We start from the raw sequence: 17622 nt of genomic DNA on the forward strand, positions 1-17622 counted from the left end.
AATTTTAAATTTAATAATTTATTGTCATATAGCCTAGTTGTCTCGAAATTAGTTCTGCTGAACGAATTACCTCACGAACAATCGCCTGTTTATCCTTACCGTTCATATAACTTTTTTCACCTACTAAGTTAAGGGCTGCTACAACTTGACCATTATAGGTTTTAATAGGTGCTGCAACCCCATAAGTATTGGACGCATTTTCCTGATCGCTAATGGCATAGCCGTTTTTATAAACTACTTCAAGCTCCTTTTTCAAATCATCTACAGAGGTGATAGTATTGGCAGTTTGCTTAAACATGCCTTTTTCCAACATCGGCAACATAAATGCTGGATTATACGTTAATAATACTTTCCCAATGCTTGTTGAATAAGCAGGATAACGAGTCATACCGACAAATGTTGGTACTATATCCGCATGTGGAGACATAGCCTTGTATACAAATCGAACTTCCCCATTATCAAACATCCCAATATGTGAAGTACCTTTAAAACGCGCAACCAAATTACTTATTATAGGGCCTGCTTCAAAATTAATTTCTTGGTAATACATAACTTTGTTACTCCACTCAAGAATTTTCCAGCCTAATCGGTAACGCTTATCACTGCCTTGCAAGAGAATACTTTCTTGACACATTGTTTTTAAGAAATGATGGACTGAACTCGGAGGTAAATTTAGCTTTTCTGCGATTTCTTTATTACTTAAAGATGGTTCGCCATCCAAAAATAAATCGATAATGCGTGAGATTTTTTTTACCGATGAAATCAAATGCTTCACCTCCAAGTTCAATTTATACTGTTTGTTTCTCGCCTACATCTTCTTTCGCAAGAATGGATTCAACTAAATCAAAGGAGTACCGTTTCTTAAATTTATTGTAGTAAATAGCACGTTTCCGTATTGGATCTCCTGTATAATAGCGTTCGTATTGAAGCGCTCTCATACCAAACCCTTCACCACATAAATCCCAGGCTAGCTTAAAGATTTTCATTCTTAGTTCTGCATCTACACCTTCTCGTCCACCATAATGACGATCAATGCTTGGACGAAGCTCTGGATTTAAGAAATCAGCTTCAGTTGGCATCATTAGCAAACCACCTGCACCAATTGTTTGCATGACTTCAATGGCTCTCGGATATATTTCTGGCATCATGCCGCGAATGGTCTCTAAAGCATCTGGATTTAATCGCGCTTCACCATGCTCTGTTACCGTAAATTCATGCTCCGCTGTTCGAATCAATGCACGAATGACTTCTACATATTGCACTAATTCGCCTAGGTCACGTTGCACATTTAAATATTGATCTACACCAATCGAATCAGCGACCTTACAAGCTACCTCTACAGCAAATGCCAGTTTAATGTATCCTCTAACCCCTGACTGATGTGCGGGCTGTTCAGCAATACCTGTCATTGGATACAGCAAGTTCGCAGCCTCAACGTTGTTATATAAAAACACACGATCCCATGGTACTAATACATCTTCAAAAATAAGTAGTGCATCCATTTCCTCATAGCGAGAAGCCAGTGGATGATCGAATGTTGAACGTGTACCATCTTGAACGGGTTCACGACAAATAATTTTTAACCCTTTCACATCAATCGGTACAGCAAAAGCTAATGCATAACGCTCGTCTCCTGGTACAAATCCTGGGTATGAATAGATAATGACTTCATCCGTAAACGCCGCTAATGTTGCTAGCATTTTTGCTCCGCGGACAACTAATCCATCTGGACGTTCTTCTACTACACCTAAGTGCGTAAACTTATCTGTCTGTTCATGTGATGCTTTACTTCGGTCATTTTGTGGATTCACAATGGCATGAGTTAAGAACACATCATTATCTCGTATATAGCGATAATAAGCTTCAATATTCTTAGCCCAATCTTGGTTGTATTTCGCCAAGAACCAAGAATTTTGTGCTAAAGAAGTTACCACTGTATTTAAAAAATCTGGTGTTCTCCCCATCAAGCCAAAAGTTTGGCGAGCTACTACTTCAAAAGCTTTACTACGTTTCATAATATCTTCGTAGGATTTTGCAAAAAGGAATGAAGTGGCTACACGCTCCCCTGTTTCATCACATACATGCGTTAAATCTTCTTGATATTTTGGATCATGTTGTAAATCATATAACTTTGCAATTTCTTTAATTGGTTGTTGAAAATAGGGTTCATCGTAAACACTCTCTACTAAACGACCATTTAGCCATACTTCTGGGTTTCTTGACTTTAATGCATCCATAAATTGTTGCCCTGTTCTAATTCCCATAATTAATAATCCCCCTCTACTAAATAACTATTGTTGTATGAACTGTTTTGTCGAGCCCATCTTGCCTTCAAAAAATGTAAGCGCTTCACTATTAGTGCGTCCAAAATTAAGGATTTCTCCTATAAATAAAACATGGTCTCCCGCATCCACTTCTTTCCATGGCTTACATTCGATAAAAGCACAAACATCTTCAATTTTTGGAGCTATACCATCTTTAATCCATGTAATTTCAAGCCCTTCTTGCTTACGTCCTGCAAACTGCCATGCTATAGACTCCTGTTGATCTGATAAAATATTAATTGTAAATGCATTGTTTTTCATTTGAGATAACGCATTTGCTTTTTTATCAATAGATACTAGTGCTAGAGCAGGCTCTAACGAAACTGAAGTAAATGAGTTCACTGTAATCCCATTAATCCCCACACCATCAAACCAAGTAACGACCGTCACACCTGTAGGAAATTTTCCAAATGTTTGTCTAAGTAATTTTGTATCCATTTATAGCACCCCCCTTTAATTTATTATCAGTATCATAACAACTTCTCTTCTCCTTGAAATGCATTATATTTCAAATAGTGAAATCAAATAAAATTATTTTTCTACTTTAAACCTCTTTTTTCTATAAAAAATCATTTTTATCTATTTTAACAAAATGATATTTTTGTTCGATTTGATAATCTACTAGTTTAATATGTTATATTTCGTTTGAACTCTCTTTATCTAAAACTATATCAATATTTTTATCGATTCACACTGGAATTAACTGAAAAATCTAAAAATATTTCTATTTATCGCCTGTTTATAAGCTAAAAAGGGAAATATCTATATAGATTGCTTCATGCCATTGTTTATTAATAATTGAACTATGGCATGGTGACGGCTTGCCATTTAATAGAACTTGTACTATACACGGTAATAAAAAGTTGCCTCCAAAGCATTTTTACATACTTCTGAGGCAACATATATTTAGTGAACTAATAGGCAATGAAAATTACCTATTGGCGGCATCATTAGCTACGGCTTTCAAACTAAGCAAACCCACTGTTGAACCAAATGATTTTAAATGCGCAGAAGTTAAGTGTATTTGGCAAGTTAGTGTTGATGGTCATTGGTATCATCTTCATTTAGCCCTACCCTCTGCAGTTTCCTACGAATATTTTTTAGTTTGTGATGAAAAACTAAGTTAAGTCATTTATGGACTACTGATATTTATTTTGCTGCGACTAGTGCCAACTATACTTATGCAAAGACTCCATTTATTGTAGTGACTATGACAATGCTGGCTATTTAGCAATAATTGAAATTGAAAGCGGTTGAAGAAGTATTATTCGAGGATGAAGTTCTTAAATTAGACGGCTCACAGCATCACCAAAGTTATACTGCCTCAATCGAATCCATGTGATAAACGCACAGATTCTTTCCTTCCATTCTTATCTCTTCATTTACAGTATTACCATATTTTATTAACAAATATTTAACAGCAGCTTTACACCCTTCCTTTACACTTACAATTGAAATCATTTAAAGGAGGAAAATCATGAAATACGCAAAAAAATGGACTTCATTGTTTTTAGCAAGTGCTGTAACGTTATCCGCAGTTAGTATCCCACAACAAGAGGTAGAAGCAGCCGAAGTAAAGAAACCGACAAATGTCATTATGCTTGTAATGGATGGGAGCAGTAATAATGCGGTTACCCTTTCTCGTTGGTATAAGGGTGAGGGCTTAGCAATGGATGAGATTTTATCTGGTGCTATGCGCACGTATTCTGCTGAATCAGCCATTACAGATTCTGCGCCTGCTGCTACGGCTTTAGCAACTGGTCATAAATCGAATGATAAATATGTAGGCGTTTTACCATCCGTGATTAATTCCCCTGGTTTAGCACAAATTGCTCAACAAGATGCCTTCCGACCTGTAGCCAATGTGCTAGAAGGAGCTAAACAAAAGGGCAAGGCGACTGGACTGATTTCTACTTCTGAAATTCAACATGCAACGCCAGCTGGTTTTTCAGCGCATGTTAACAATAGAAGTCAATATGGTGATATTGCTGAACAGCAAGTTTACCAAAATATTGACGTCGTTTTAGGTGGTGGCTTAGAGTCGCTGTCACCAGGAACTACAAAAAATGCCCGTCAAGATGGTGAGGATTTAATCCAGGTTCTGAAAGAAAAAAATTATGATTTAGTTCAAACACGTGATGAACTATTCAACAGTCAGTCTTCAAAAATTTGGGGAAGCTTTGCACCAAGTGCACTTGCCTATGATTTAGATCGCGCTAAAACAAGAGCATCTGAGCCTACGCTTGCTGAAATGACGAACAAGGCAATCCATACGCTAAAAAAGGATGAGGACGGCTTCTTCCTCTTTGTTGAAGGTAGCAAGGTCGACTGGGCAGCACATGCCAACGATACAATCGGTATCATTAGCGATATTTTATCGTTTGATGATGCTGTAAAAGAAGCGGTTAATTTTGCGAAGGAAGATGGCAATACATTAGTTATTGCCGTAACAGACCATGGAAATAGCGGGATTACGATGGGGAATGCCAACACGACTAATACCTACTCCAGTATTCCAGTCTCTGCTTACATTGATCCGTTGAAAAAAGCGTCCATGACCGTTGAGGGAGCATTAAGTCAATTAAAAGAAGACCGTTCTAATTTAAAAGAAGTGGCTGCCCTTTATGGCTTAGATCAATTAACAAAGACTGAATTGACTAAACTAAAACTTTCTAAAGACTTAGGCAGTGAAATGGTCAAAATGCTGGCAAATCGTGCGAACATTGGCTATACGACAGGTGGTCATACCGGTGAGGATGTGTTTTTATATTCATTCGGTCCATCTAAGCTGACAGGGCTAGTAGAAAACACTGATTTAGCTCATACAATGGCGCAATTCATGGGCTTTGACTTAAATACACTTACAAATGATTTATATGTGCCAGCAACAAAGGCATTTACGGAAAAAGGCTTTACAACAAAAATTGACTTATCCGATAAAGAAAACCCAATATTTATTGCACAAAAGGCAGATGTGATGGTGAAAATCCCAGTCAATAAAAACACAATGCTGTATGAGCAAACTTCAACAAACACTGTAAAGACCCATACATTTGACACAATAAATATCTATAATGGCTCTGAATTTTATGTATCAAAAAAAGTTTTGAATGCCGTGAAATAAAAACAATAGCGCGAACATAAGTTGAGATTATTCCCTTATGTTCGTGCTTTTTTTACATAAAAAGACCAACCAATAGTTTGTAAAATCCACACTTTCCCCCATAACCTTAAATTTACCTTAAATTAATCTTATGATTTACTGAATTCACCTTAATTCAGCAACATTTTTCTCCACATTCCGTCAAATCAGTGTTAAAAACATAAGGTAAGGATTTTTCACTAGTAAATTACTATTTTTTGAAAATTTAATCCTATACTTTTTTCATTGGAGGTGGACAAATGCAATCCATCAAAAATAACGAGCCTTTGCGCTTTATTGCCTTGACGCTATTTTATTTGATCGTTTTGGTACTGCTGTTTCTTATACATGGTTTCCATGATATGAACGCTGGACCATTTATATATACGGAATTTTAAATAAAGGAGATTTTATAATGTTAAGTATTTTAGCAGCTATTGAACGCGTGGCCCTCCAGCAGCCACAAAAAACTGCTTATCAAACGCACCATGCTTCCTTAACATACGGTGAGCTTTGGCACTTATCGGATAATGTAGCTGATTATCTGATGAAGCTTAACTTGCGGAGACAACAACCTATTGTCGTTTATGGACATATGTCCCCTCTACAAATTGTCGCCTTTTTAGGTGCTGTAAAAGCTGGTCACTCATACGTACCTGTTGACTCTTCAACGCCAATAGAAAGATTACAGCTTATTTTAGAAGCATCTGGAGCAGGTTTATTATTGACAACAGAGCCATTACACATGCTCACGAATATCCCTGTTATGGCGGTGAGTGATGTCTTAGCGAGTTCCTCAAAGGACGTTACCCTATCATCAGCGACATGGGTGCAAAACGAGGAAATCCATTATATTATTTACACTTCTGGTTCAACTGGTCAACCAAAAGGTGTCCAAATAACAGCTAGTAATTTAGCACATTTTGTCTCTTGGATGCACGAAAACTTCCCTTTACAGGACGACGGTGTATTTTTAAATCAAGCGCCTTATTCCTTTGATTTATCTGTCATGGATCTGTACCCGGCTCTTGTTGGAGGTCACACACTTTACGCGATTACACAGCAAGAAATCGCCAATCCTAAAGCATTATTTGATTCTTTAGCTACGTCGAATACTCGTGTTTGGACTTCTACACCTTCCTTCGCCAAGATGTGTTTAATGAACAAAGAGTGGAACCAGCAGCTCATACCGACATTAGATACTTTTTTATTTTGCGGCGAGGTTTTACCAATAGCGGTATGTAAAGAGTTAATGTCACGCTTTCCACAGGCTACCATTTATAATTTATACGGTCCTACGGAAACAACGGTTGCGGTATCCTATGTAGAGGTGTCCAAAGCATTAGTGGAACGCTTTGAACAATTACCGATTGCCCCTATAACGGAGCCGAACGTCGCTTTATTAGAAGATGGTGAAATTGTTATTTCAGGCCCAACTGTCAGTGCAGGGTACTTGGGAGCGCCTGATTTAACAGCGAAGGTTTTTTCAACAGTAGCTGAACAACACATCTATTTAACAGGTGATTTAGGCTATGAGCAGGATGGTTATTTATTCTTTTCTGGGCGCAAGGATTTCCAGGTTAAACTACATGGTTATCGTTTGGAAATTGAGGAAATTGAAAAACAAATTAGCAACCTACCACCCGTTTCAAGCTGTGTTGTTGTACCGATTTATAAAGAAAAGGAGATCATCTCGCTTAGTGCACATGTTGTTTTGCGCGAGCCATTAACAGACTCTCCCTTCAAAATGACAAAGCAGTTAAAAACACTTCTATCAGAGTATTTGCCTGCTTATATGGTACCAAAAACGTTTAAATATATGGACGCTTTACCATTAAATCCGAACGGTAAGGTTGATCGTAAAGGATTGGCGGTTATGGAAACAGTATGACGCCTTATGGAAATATAGCATTCTTTGTGATCATCGGACTTTTATTACTACCAACAATCCTATTGGGTTTACAAGGCAAATCTTCTAAATACTATAATCTATTTGTGTCATTGATTGTCTTAGCTCTTATCTTTGGACATTCATTGAATGGGTCCATTTCGCTCATTCTATTTACGGTCTTTCAGATAGTCCTTATTGTGGCTTATCAGCGTTACCGCCTTCAGCAAAATAGTGGAACAATCTTTATAATAGCTGTACTCTTGTCGATATTACCACTTGTCCTTGTGAAGGTACTACCGATTCTTGGATTACATCATTTATTTGGCTTCCTTGGTGTGTCCTACATTACATTTAAAGCAGTGCAAATGATTTTAGAAACCCGTGACGGCTTAATGAAAGAGAAAATTCCTGTCATAGAGCTAGCATATTTCTTACTATTCTTCCCTACAGTATCATCAGGGCCGATTGATCGCTGGCGACGTTTTACAAAGGATTTTCATACTGTACCTTCCTCGGAGGATTATCAAAAGCTGCTGTTAAGTGGGCTCAACTATATCTTTGTCGGCTTTTTATATAAATTTATTTTGGCGTATTTAATTTACAACTACACCCTCATTTATTTGCCAAATCATACGTATAACTATTTGACACCTTTCCAGGGGCAATTAGCGTATATGTATATGTATAGCTTTTACTTATTCTTTGATTTTGCTGGCTATAGTGCATTTGCTGTTGGTGTGAGCCGAATAATGGGCATACAAACGCCTATTAACTTTAATCGTCCATTCGCAAGTCGCAATATTAAAGACTTTTGGAACCGTTGGCATATGAGTCTTTCCTTTTGGTTTAGAGATTACGTCTATATGCGCTTTGTGCTTTGGATGACGAAGAAAAAGTGGCTGAAAAATAAATTCGCTATTTCGTATATAGGCTTCTTTTTACTATTCTTTTTAATGGGTATTTGGCATGGCCTAGAATGGCACTTTGTGGTCTACGGACTCTATCATGCCCTATTAATTATTAGCTTTGATAAGTTTGAACGCTGGAATAAAAAGCATAAGCGCTGGCCTAAAAATAAGTGGACCCATGCTATTGGCGTCTTCATTACGTTTAATGCCGTATGCTTTGGCTTCTATATTTTTTCTGGCAAATTATTTTAACCAAGGGCTGAAAGAGCCTGTTCAATAAAGGAGAATTATTAATGGATCAACAACAAGTTTTAGAAATGCTAGTCGAGTTATGTGAAGATGAAATTATTGTAGAGAACCCAGATATTGATTTATTTGAAGAAGGTTTGCTAGATTCGTTTGGGACAATTAATTTATTAGTAGAAATTGAAAACCGCTTTAATATTTCTGTACCTATAACTGATTTTAATCGTGAAGAATGGAATACACCGAATCGAATTGTAGGGAAATTAGCTGAAAGACAATGATGAAGAAAGGCTTTCTCTCTCTATTTATCGCCTTTGCTCTTTTTACTGGCTTTGTCTTCTTTCCGAATGCATGGATCAAGGCGTGGATTTCCGATGAGGATGTGGAGCAAGCCAAAACAAACATGTCTCCACTTGTCTTTCAAGGTACGTATTTACAGGAACGCATGTTACAGGAGCCTCATTCCATGCCTTTGTATGGCTCCTCTGAATTAAATCGTTTTGACCCTTTCCATCCCTATAATTATGCGCGAGCATCTGAAGCGCCGTATTCAACATTTATGATTGGGCGTGGGGGAATGCAGTCCATTACTCATTTTTTAAATTTTGCTGCTCAAGAGGGAAATTTAAAGGATAAAAAATTAGTTTTCATCATCTCCCCACAATGGTTTACAGAAAAGGGCATGGGTGAATTTCACTTTTCACCGAATTATTCGATGTTACATGCCTATGATTTAGCTTTTAATCAAGAGATGGATGCCGACCTTCGTAAACGCGCCATGGAACGACTGCTAGAATTTGATACCGTTGAGCGGGATCGTCTCTTAAAAACGATGTATCAATATCAAATGTCAAACGGTAAGGAAAAGCCGATTACGGGACGTTTGGCGATGGTGGCAGGGCGCTTCCATAAGGAATTGCTAGAAAAGAAGGATTTATATTATTCCCTTTTCCCACGTAAAGGTCATCACTTAAAAAGCAATGACAAGCTCATTGCTAATCAAAGCTTTGAACAGCAATTACAGCATGCTGAGGCGTACGGAAAGAAACGGGTTTCCAATGACTACATGATTGAAAATCGCGCTTACCAGCGACTTGTTAATGCTAATTTTTCAAAGTTTAAAGGAATGCGAAAGAAGGAGGATTACACGAAGTCTCCCGAATATAAAGATTTTCAATTGGTCATGGATGTGTTAAAAGATGCTGGTGCCAAGCCATTATTCGTATCCATTCCGGTTAATGGCTACTGGTATGATTATAATGGCTATCCAGAGGAACGTCGTCAGCAGTACTATGATAAGATGCAGCAAGTATTAAAGGCTGCCAATGTTGACTACGTTGATTTTACAGACCATGAATATGACCCTTATTTTATAATGGATACGATTCATATTGCCTGGAAGGGCTGGGTCTATCTCGATCAAGAACTAGACCAACATTGGGCACAGCCATAAAAAGGAACTGTAGACAAACTCAAAAAAATTGAGAGTTTGTCTACAGTTTTTTTCTTTTATAATGACATAAAGTAAAGCCGTTGATTTCCACTTCAATAGGCACAAAAAGAAATGCCCCAAAGTATCAATAAACTTTGAGGCATTTTTTGTCTATTATTTAAGGTTGTAGAAAGATTGTAATCCAAGGAACTCTGCTGTTGAACCAAGTTGATCTTCAATGCGAAGAAGTTGGTTATATTTTGCTACACGGTCTGTACGTGAAGGAGCACCTGTTTTAATTTGACCAGCATTTGTAGCAACGGCGATATCTGCAATTGTTGCATCTTCTGATTCACCAGAACGGTGAGAGATAACAGCTGTGTAACCAGCACGTTTCGCCATTTCGATTGCTTCAAATGTTTCAGTTAATGTACCGATTTGGTTTACTTTGATTAGGATTGCATTTCCTACGCCTTGCTCAATACCAGCCGATAATTTTTTCGTATTTGTTACAAATAGGTCATCACCTACTAATTGCACACGACTACCGATGCGATCTGTTAATAGCTTGTGGCCAGCCCAGTCGTTTTCGTCTAAGCCATCTTCAATTGAAATGATTGGGTATTTGTTTGTTAACTCTTCGTACCAATCAACCATTTCTTCAGAAGTTTTCACAACACCTTCACCATCTAAGTGATATTTGCCATCTTCTTTGTTGAATAGTTCAGATGATGCTACGTCCATAGCAAGTCGAACTTCTTCACCTGGTTTGTAGCCTGCTTTTTCAATCGCTTCTAAGATAACTGTAATCGCTTCTTCGTTAGAGCCAAGGTTTGGTGCGAAACCACCCTCATCACCTACTGCCGTGTTGTAGCCTTTTGCTTTTAGAACCGCTTTTAGGCTATGGAAAATCTCAGCGCCAATGCGTAATGCATGACGGAAAGATTCAGCCCCAACAGGCATAACCATGAATTCTTGAATGTCTACATTGTTATCTGCGTGAGCTCCACCATTTAAAATGTTCATCATTGGTACTGGTAATTGTTTAGAATTAAACCCACCAAGATATTGATAAAGAGGTACATCTAAATAATCTGCCGCAGCATGTGCAACTGCCATCGATACACCTAGAATTGCGTTGGCACCTAGCTTGCCTTTGTTTTCTGTGCCATCTAGCTCGATTAAAGCTTTGTCGATGACAACTTGGTCAAGAACTGAATAGTTACCCTCTAATTCTTGCGCAATAATTGTGTTTACATTTTCAACTGCTTTTAATACACCTTTGCCTAGGTAACGAGATTTGTCACCATCGCGTAATTCCACCGCTTCGTATTCACCTGTTGATGCACCTGATGGTACGATTGCGCGTCCAAATGCGCCTGATTCTGTAAATACTTCAACCTCTACTGTTGGGTTCCCACGTGAATCTAAAACTTCGCGCGCATAAACTTGTGTAATAAATGGCATAATTAATTCTCCTCTTTTTCAATTAATGATTGTCCTGTCATTTCAGTAGGCTGTGACACCTTTAATAATTCTAACATGGTTGGTGCTAAATCGGCTAAAATACCACCATTTCTTAACATTATATTTGCTTTTGTCACAATTACTGGAACAGGATTTGTTGTATGAGCTGTCATAGGCTCACCTGCTAAAGTCAATACTTCATCAGAATTACCATGGTCAGCTGTAATAATAGCTGCGCCTCCTTTTGCAAGAAGAGCATCTACTACTTTGCCTAAACATTCATCTACCGCTTCAATCGCTTTAATCGTTGGCTCAAGCATTCCACTATGACCCACCATATCAGGGTTGGCAAAGTTGAGAATAATGCCATCAAATTTCTCAGCAGCAATTTCTGCAAGCAAGGCTTCTGTTACCTCATAGGCAGACATTTCAGGTTTTAAATCATATGTTGCCACTTTTGGAGAGGCAATTAAAATACGTTCTTCACCTGGGAATTTTTCCTCACGTCCACCACTCATAAAGAATGTAACATGTGGGTATTTTTCAGTTTCAGCAATGCGTAACTGTGTTTTCCCATTCATTGCTAGTACTTCACCAATCGTATTTTTTAAGTTGTCATTTTCATAAGCAACTTGTGCATTGACGTTATCACTATAGTGTGTGAAGGATACAAATTTTAAATTCTTTGGATGCTTTGCAGATACAGCAAAACCATCAAATCCTTCATTTGTGAACACTGTGGATAGCTGAATAGCACGATCAGGACGGAAGTTAAAGAAAATCACTGCATCATGATCGTTAATTGTTGCTACTGGCTCACCATGCTCTTGAATGCTGAAGGGAATCACAAATTCATCAGTTACTTCACGCTCATAGGATGCTGTTACACCACTTTTTGCACTTTCTGCTGTTTGACCAACACCATCAACAAGTACATTGTACGTGAGGGCGACACGATCCCAGCGCTTATCCCGATCCATTGCATAATAACGTCCGTGAATCGAAGCAAACTGACCAATACCAATTTCAGCCATTTGTTTTTCTGTTTCTTCGATATAGTCTAATGCCGTTGTTGGACCAACATCACGTCCATCTAAGAAACCATGAACATAAACTTCATCTAATCCTTGCTGTTTTGCTAGCTTTAATAGCCCAAACATATGCTCATAATGACTATGAACACCACCATCTGATAATAAGCCCATAACATGAAGCTTGGAGTGATGAGCTTTTACATATGCTACTGCATCTAAAAATGCTTGATTCGTAAAGAAATCCCCTTCACGAATCGATTTATTTAAGCGTGTTAAGCTTTGATAAACAATTCGTCCAGCACCGATATTTAAGTGCCCTACCTCAGAATTCCCCATTTGGCCGTCAGGTAATCCAACGGCTTCTCCCGCCGCAGTTAATGTAGCGTGAGGATATTGACTCCAATATCGATCAAAATTTGGCTTGTTGGCTTGTGCTACTGCATTCCCGAATGTTTCATCTCGAAATGCAAAGCCATCTAAAATAATTAATGCTACTGGCTTTTTAGGCATTTGCTGCCGCCTCCAATAATGTTAAGTAAGATTCTGGCTGTAAGCTTGCTCCACCAACTAAAGCACCATCAATATGCTCTTTCGTTAAAAGCTCCTGAATGTTATCAGGCTTCACACTGCCGCCATATTGAATGCGTACAGCATTCGCCGTTTCAGCATTATATAGCTCTTCGATAACTGCACGAATCGCTCCACATACTTGATTTGCATCGTCTGCTGTAGCAGTTTTACCAGTACCAATCGCCCAAATCGGTTCATAGGCAATGACCATATGCTCAACTTGCTGTGCATCAAAACCAGCAAGTGCCGCTTTAATTTGTCCAGCCACCTTTTGCTCTGTCGTGCCAGCCTCACGTTCCTCTAGTGTTTCACCACAGCAAATAATTGGCACGATATTATGTGCAAGCGCTGCTGCTACCTTTTTATTAATCGCTTCATCTGTTTCATTGTAGTATTCACGACGTTCTGAGTGCCCTAAAATGACATAGTCAACATCTACACTTGCTAGCTGGGCTGGGCTAATTTCACCAGTAAAGGCACCTTCATTTTCAAAGTGCATTGTTTGTGCACCAATCGCCAACTCTGACTCACTAGCAACCTGCACAAGTGTAGGTAGGTAAAGAGCTGGTGCGCAAACAACAGCATCTACTTTGTCATTGGTAGGAAGTTTATCCTGTACTGCATCTACAAACTGAATAGCTTCTTCAAATGTTTTAAACATTTTCCAGTTACCCGCAATAATTGGTTTACGCATCATGTTGCCTCCGATTGTTTAGTTAGTTTATTTATCGTTTAGTGCTACAATTCCTGGAAGTTCTTTACCTTCCATTAATTCTAGAGAAGCACCGCCACCTGTAGAAATATGATCCATCTTATCTGCTACTTCAAATTTTTCAACAGCAGCTGCTGAATCACCGCCACCGATTACTGTATAGCCTGCTGTTGTTGCCATTGCATCAGCAACCGTTTTTGTGCCGTTAGCAAATTTATCCATTTCAAAGACGCCCATTGGTCCATTCCAAATGATTAATTTAGAGTTTTTAATAACTTCCGCATAGTTTGCAGCTGTTTTTGGTCCAATATCTAGACCCATCCAATCAGCTGGAATAGCATCCACATCAACGATTTGTGTTTCAGCATCTTGTGAAAATTCATTTGCCACAACAGCATCGACTGGCATATGTAATTGCACGCCTTTTGCTTTTGCCTTTTCAATAAAGGACTTTGCTAGCTCAATTTTATCTTCCTCTAACAATGATTTACCGATATCGTAGCCCTGTGCCTTGATGAATGTAAAGGATAAACCACCACCGATAATTAAGTGATCTACTTTCTCTAATAGGCTTTCAATAACACCAATTTTATCTTTTACTTTGGCACCACCAATAATCGCTGTAAAGGGATGCTCTGGGTTCGACAATGCTTTACCGAGTACATCTAATTCCTTTTGCATAAGGAAACCAGATACAGCTGGAATATGCTTAGCAATTCCTTCTGTAGAAGCATGTGCACGATGAGCTGCGCCGAAAGCATCATTGACATAGATATCAGCTAGCTGTGCAAATTGCTGTGCTAATGTTGGATCATTTTTCTCTTCACCTGCATGGAAACGCACATTTTCCAGAAGAAGAAGATCCCCATTATGCATGCTAGCAACAGCCTCTTCCACCACTTGACCAATAGATTCATCCAGCTTCGTAACAGGCTTGCCCATTAATTGTGCTAAGCGAACACCAACTGCTGTTAAACGCATATCTTCTTTTACTTCACCCTTTGGACGACCTAAGTGAGAGGCTAAAATAACTTTCGCACCTTGCTCTACTAAATACTCAATTGTAGGAATAGCTGCACGAATTCGCGTTTCGTCTGTAATGGCACCATCTGCCATTGGAACATTAAAATCTACACGTACAAATACGCGTTTACCCTTTACATCAATATCTTTCATCGTCTTCTTATTTAACATGAAGAAACTCCCTTCAAAGCTGTTTTAGTCTTACATTCTTGTGTTTTACCCATCTTGGCGCGACACCATGCTTGCTAAATTGAAAAGGCACTTTGGTACTTTTTTGGCACATCAGCTAAAAGAATTTCAATCTCCAACTTTTGATAATGCACCCTAATACTTGTTTTTATAGTAGCAAAAGTTAAGTGTTATGTCTTGCAATTGCTTGTCCTGTATAAAAAGAGAGCAAGGGTAAAATCCCTTACTCTCTTTACCCTTGTATATTATATCTATTCGATATTATAAAGGCTATACTTTTTGTGCATAAAAAGCAGTAATATGTCACACTTTTTACTCAAAATGTCGAAATATGATACTTATTTATGGTTTAATCCTTGTTCAGCAATGTATAAAGCTAAATCCATTAAACGAGTAGAGTAACCAATTTCGTTATCATACCAAGCTAGAACTTTCACCATTTTGTTTTCTAATACCATTGTTGAAAGGCCATCAACAGTAGAAGAATGATGGTTACCGTTATAATCAATCGATACTAATGGTAGCTCATTGTAATCTAAAATGCCTTTTAATTCATTTTCAGAAGCTTCTTTTAATACAGCATTAATTGTTTCTTTTGTTACGTCTGCTTTTAGCTCTACTACTAAGTCAACACATGATACGTTAGGTGTTGGCACACGCATAGAGAAGCCATCTAGCTTACCTTTTAATTGTGGTAATACTTTTGATACAGCTACTGCTGCACCAGTTGTTGTTGGAATCATAGATACCGCACCTGCACGAGCACGACGTGGGTCAGAGTGTGGGAAGTCTAAAATTCGTTGGTCATTTGTGTAAGAGTGAATTGTTGTCATCATACCGCGTTCAATGCCAAATTTTTCATCAAGCACTTTAGCTACTGGTGCTAGACAGTTTGTTGTACAAGAAGCATTTGAGATTACGTCATCAGTTGCTGGGTTATAATCCTCGTGGTTTACACCCATAACAAATGTTGGCATTGCCCCTTTGGCTGGTGCAGATAGAATAGCTTTCTTCGCACCTGCTTCAATATGCTTGCCTACTTCTTCCATTGAACGGAAATGTCCAGTACATTCAAGAACTACGTCTACACCTAGCTCACCCCATGGTAACTGTGCAGGGTCTTTTTCAGCATAAACTTTTATGCGTTGACCATTTACTACGAAAGAATCTTCATCTGCATTGACTTCAGCATCATAGATACCGTGGACTGAATCATATTTCAATAAGTGTGCAAGCTGACCAGCATCTGTTAAGTCGTTTACAGCTACTACTTCAAATTCATCATGCTTCATTGCCTCACGAAATACTAAACGTCCAATACGTCCAAATCCATTAATCGCTAATTTTAATGCCATTGTTAATTCCTCCAATAATGTGTAATGTCTGTTTCTAATGAATAGAAACTTTAAATTTGCTTTATGCTCATTCAAAAAGTGTTTCACCACTTTCTGAGATCGAGTGACAAGTTTGGTACTACCCCATCATTTAAGATGGTTGTTTTCTATAGAAGATAAATTTGCCGCAATGGCTTTTGCAGCTGCTTCATCTGTTATAAATATTGTTTGTTTGGGTGCTACTTTAAAAAAAGAAAGCATAGCATTGACCTTTTGTTTCCCCGCTGCCACTGCAATAACTTGCTGACTATTTTGTACTTGCTCCAGTTGAATACCAATCGTGCGTATACGATGGACAATTTCACCTTCTGCATTAAAATAATAGCCAAAAGCTTCACTTACAGCACCTTTCTCCTCAAGAATTCGTAAATCCTCAGGAGATGAATTACGACGAATCGCCATTTCCTCTGCGGAGCCAATTCCATGAATGACACAATCTGCTTGATCATAAAATGCCATCATTTCTGTAACCATAGGCTCTGTTAACATGGCTTGATAAGCTTGCTCACTTAAATGCTCTGGTAAAAATAAAGTACGGTACTGTGTCTCCATCTGCATGGCAAATGTTGCAACAAGTGTATTGGCTTGCATTTGCATTTCATGTCCAATACCTCCACGTGCAGCAACAAATGTAATATCCTTTTGTATATCGCCAGGATGTAAAAATTGTGCAAGAGACGCAACGGATTTTCCACCTGTGACAGCTACTACCTGCCCATCAAAGGCTGAAGACATAAATTGTAGTGCCGCTTCTTTGCCAAGTAAGGTTAAAATCGTATCGTCTTCATTGTAATCACCAGGAACTACAACTACACGCTCAATACCAAAATGCTGTTCCAGCTTTTTCGCAAGCTGAGTTAAGCCAGACCATTCATAAACGATAGCTCTTAGTTTTTCAATAACTATTTCACCATCATCTGTACATACCATACCCGACTTTTGTGAATCTAATAACCCTTGCTCGCGTAAAATATCAGTTTCTTTACGAATTTCTCTTTCTGTCATTTTCAGTGAATCGGCAAGTGTACGTCGTCCGATTGGCTGCATGAGCTGAACAGCTTGTAAAATTCGATATCTTGATTGCAGAAGCGGATACAATTCAGGAAGTAGCCTTTGTTGTGCCTCTGGAACAGTGAACATATTTATCTACTCCCTTATTAATAGATGTGGGTTATTTTTTATCCCACAACATTATTTTGTGTCCCACTTATGGTTTTATTATAATATGCATTGTTTTAAAGCGCAAGTAAATGTATAGTTTTGGCTAAAAAAAAGCCTCATAGCTTTGAA

At 38.3% G+C, this 17622-nt stretch carries 15 protein-coding genes; 6 read left to right on the plus strand and 9 right to left on the minus strand.

The window, feature by feature from the left end; genetic code table 11:
* Positions 1-10 precede the first annotated feature (10 nt).
* The 3 genes from MKY46_RS19085 to MKY46_RS19095 are packed head-to-tail and all read right to left on the minus strand — an operon-like array spanning position 11 to position 2762.
* Complete coding sequence (locus MKY46_RS19085) at positions 11-766, minus strand: IclR family transcriptional regulator (RefSeq protein ID WP_036121159.1); 756 nt, start codon at positions 764-766, stop codon at positions 11-13.
* A 22-nt stretch (positions 767-788) separates the two neighbouring features.
* Positions 789-2264: a 4-hydroxyphenylacetate 3-hydroxylase family protein gene (locus MKY46_RS19090; protein ID WP_036121163.1), complete on the minus strand. Its 1476-nt coding sequence runs from the start codon at positions 2262-2264 to the stop codon at positions 789-791.
* 27 nt (positions 2265-2291) lie between these two features.
* Complete coding sequence (locus MKY46_RS19095) at positions 2292-2762, minus strand: flavin reductase family protein (protein WP_036121167.1); 471 nt, start codon at positions 2760-2762, stop codon at positions 2292-2294.
* Between the two features lie 1039 nt (positions 2763-3801).
* Between MKY46_RS19095 and MKY46_RS19100 the strand changes: the two genes are divergently transcribed.
* The 6 genes from MKY46_RS19100 to dltD all read left to right on the plus strand — a co-directional run bounded on the left by MKY46_RS19100 (position 3802) and on the right by dltD (position 9964).
* The gene (locus MKY46_RS19100) at positions 3802-5448 is read left to right on the plus strand and encodes an alkaline phosphatase (RefSeq protein WP_330493734.1); all 1647 of its coding nucleotides are present in this window, start codon (positions 3802-3804) and stop codon (positions 5446-5448) included.
* 278 nt (positions 5449-5726) lie between these two features.
* Positions 5727-5864 (plus strand): teichoic acid D-Ala incorporation-associated protein DltX, encoded by a 138-nt coding sequence (locus MKY46_RS19105; protein ID WP_036121175.1) that lies wholly within the window; start codon positions 5727-5729, stop codon positions 5862-5864.
* A gap of 17 nt (positions 5865-5881) precedes the next feature.
* The gene (gene dltA / locus MKY46_RS19110) at positions 5882-7357 is read left to right on the plus strand and encodes a D-alanine--poly(phosphoribitol) ligase subunit DltA (RefSeq protein ID WP_340835154.1); all 1476 of its coding nucleotides are present in this window, start codon (positions 5882-5884) and stop codon (positions 7355-7357) included.
* On the plus strand, positions 7354-8517 hold the full coding sequence (gene dltB, locus MKY46_RS19115; protein WP_036121180.1) for a D-alanyl-lipoteichoic acid biosynthesis protein DltB: 1164 nt from the start codon (positions 7354-7356) through the stop codon (positions 8515-8517). Before dltA ends, dltB begins: the two co-directional genes overlap by 4 nt.
* A gap of 41 nt (positions 8518-8558) precedes the next feature.
* Positions 8559-8792, plus strand: a complete 234-nt coding sequence (gene dltC / locus MKY46_RS19120) for a D-alanine--poly(phosphoribitol) ligase subunit 2 (protein ID WP_036121183.1) — start codon at positions 8559-8561, stop codon at positions 8790-8792.
* Positions 8789-9964, plus strand: a complete 1176-nt coding sequence (dltD, locus tag MKY46_RS19125) for a D-alanyl-lipoteichoic acid biosynthesis protein DltD (RefSeq protein WP_058844371.1) — start codon at positions 8789-8791, stop codon at positions 9962-9964. Before dltC ends, dltD begins: the two co-directional genes overlap by 4 nt.
* Positions 9965-10117: 153 nt before the next feature.
* On the opposite strand, the gene eno is transcribed toward dltD, so the two are convergent.
* From eno to MKY46_RS19155, 6 genes are all read right to left on the minus strand, one after another.
* Complete coding sequence (eno, locus tag MKY46_RS19130; protein ID WP_036124037.1) at positions 10118-11410, minus strand: phosphopyruvate hydratase; 1293 nt, start codon at positions 11408-11410, stop codon at positions 10118-10120.
* A gap of 2 nt (positions 11411-11412) precedes the next feature.
* Positions 11413-12954: a 2,3-bisphosphoglycerate-independent phosphoglycerate mutase gene (gene gpmI / locus MKY46_RS19135; protein WP_340835157.1), complete on the minus strand. Its 1542-nt coding sequence runs from the start codon at positions 12952-12954 to the stop codon at positions 11413-11415.
* Complete coding sequence (gene tpiA, locus MKY46_RS19140; protein ID WP_036124043.1) at positions 12947-13708, minus strand: triose-phosphate isomerase; 762 nt, start codon at positions 13706-13708, stop codon at positions 12947-12949. The genes gpmI and tpiA overlap by 8 nt, the downstream gene beginning before the upstream one ends.
* Positions 13709-13735: 27 nt before the next feature.
* On the minus strand, positions 13736-14920 hold the full coding sequence (locus MKY46_RS19145) for a phosphoglycerate kinase (protein ID WP_340835158.1): 1185 nt from the start codon (positions 14918-14920) through the stop codon (positions 13736-13738).
* 356 nt (positions 14921-15276) lie between these two features.
* Positions 15277-16293 carry a type I glyceraldehyde-3-phosphate dehydrogenase gene (gap, locus tag MKY46_RS19150; RefSeq protein ID WP_036124048.1) on the minus strand — a complete coding sequence of 339 codons (1017 nt, stop codon included), beginning with the start codon at positions 16291-16293 and terminating at the stop codon, positions 15277-15279.
* 126 nt (positions 16294-16419) lie between these two features.
* A complete protein-coding gene (locus MKY46_RS19155; RefSeq protein WP_340835160.1) occupies positions 16420-17472 on the minus strand; it encodes a sugar-binding transcriptional regulator in 1053 nt (350 codons plus the stop codon).
* Positions 17473-17622: the final 150 nt, after the last annotated feature.

It is taken from the genome of Lysinibacillus sp. FSL M8-0355, from assembly GCF_038008985.1.
Classification (GTDB): Bacteria; Bacillota; Bacilli; order Bacillales_A; family Planococcaceae; genus Lysinibacillus; species Lysinibacillus fusiformis_D.

Bases quoted from the DNA above. Each gene is read 5' to 3' on its own strand.
- MKY46_RS19090 (WP_036121163.1), bottom strand. From the start codon at position 2,264: ATGGGAATTAGAACAGGGCAACAATTTATGGATGCATTAAAGTCAAGA.
- MKY46_RS19095 (WP_036121167.1), bottom strand. From the start codon at position 2,762: ATGGATACAAAATTACTTAGACAAACATTTGGAAAATTTCCTACAGGT.
- MKY46_RS19100 (WP_330493734.1), top strand. From the start codon at position 3,802: ATGAAATACGCAAAAAAATGGACTTCATTGTTTTTAGCAAGTGCTGTA.
- MKY46_RS19105 (WP_036121175.1), top strand. From the start codon at position 5,727: ATGCAATCCATCAAAAATAACGAGCCTTTGCGCTTTATTGCCTTGACG.
- dltA (WP_340835154.1), top strand. From the start codon at position 5,882: ATGTTAAGTATTTTAGCAGCTATTGAACGCGTGGCCCTCCAGCAGCCA.
- dltB (WP_036121180.1), top strand. From the start codon at position 7,354: ATGACGCCTTATGGAAATATAGCATTCTTTGTGATCATCGGACTTTTA.
- dltC (WP_036121183.1), top strand. From the start codon at position 8,559: ATGGATCAACAACAAGTTTTAGAAATGCTAGTCGAGTTATGTGAAGAT.
- dltD (WP_058844371.1), top strand. From the start codon at position 8,789: ATGATGAAGAAAGGCTTTCTCTCTCTATTTATCGCCTTTGCTCTTTTT.
- eno (WP_036124037.1), bottom strand. From the start codon at position 11,410: ATGCCATTTATTACACAAGTTTATGCGCGCGAAGTTTTAGATTCACGT.
- gpmI (WP_340835157.1), bottom strand. From the start codon at position 12,954: ATGCCTAAAAAGCCAGTAGCATTAATTATTTTAGATGGCTTTGCATTT.
- tpiA (WP_036124043.1), bottom strand. From the start codon at position 13,708: ATGCGTAAACCAATTATTGCGGGTAACTGGAAAATGTTTAAAACATTT.
- MKY46_RS19145 (WP_340835158.1), bottom strand. From the start codon at position 14,920: ATGTTAAATAAGAAGACGATGAAAGATATTGATGTAAAGGGTAAACGC.
- gap (WP_036124048.1), bottom strand. From the start codon at position 16,293: ATGGCATTAAAATTAGCGATTAATGGATTTGGACGTATTGGACGTTTA.
- MKY46_RS19155 (WP_340835160.1), bottom strand. From the start codon at position 17,472: ATGTTCACTGTTCCAGAGGCACAACAAAGGCTACTTCCTGAATTGTAT.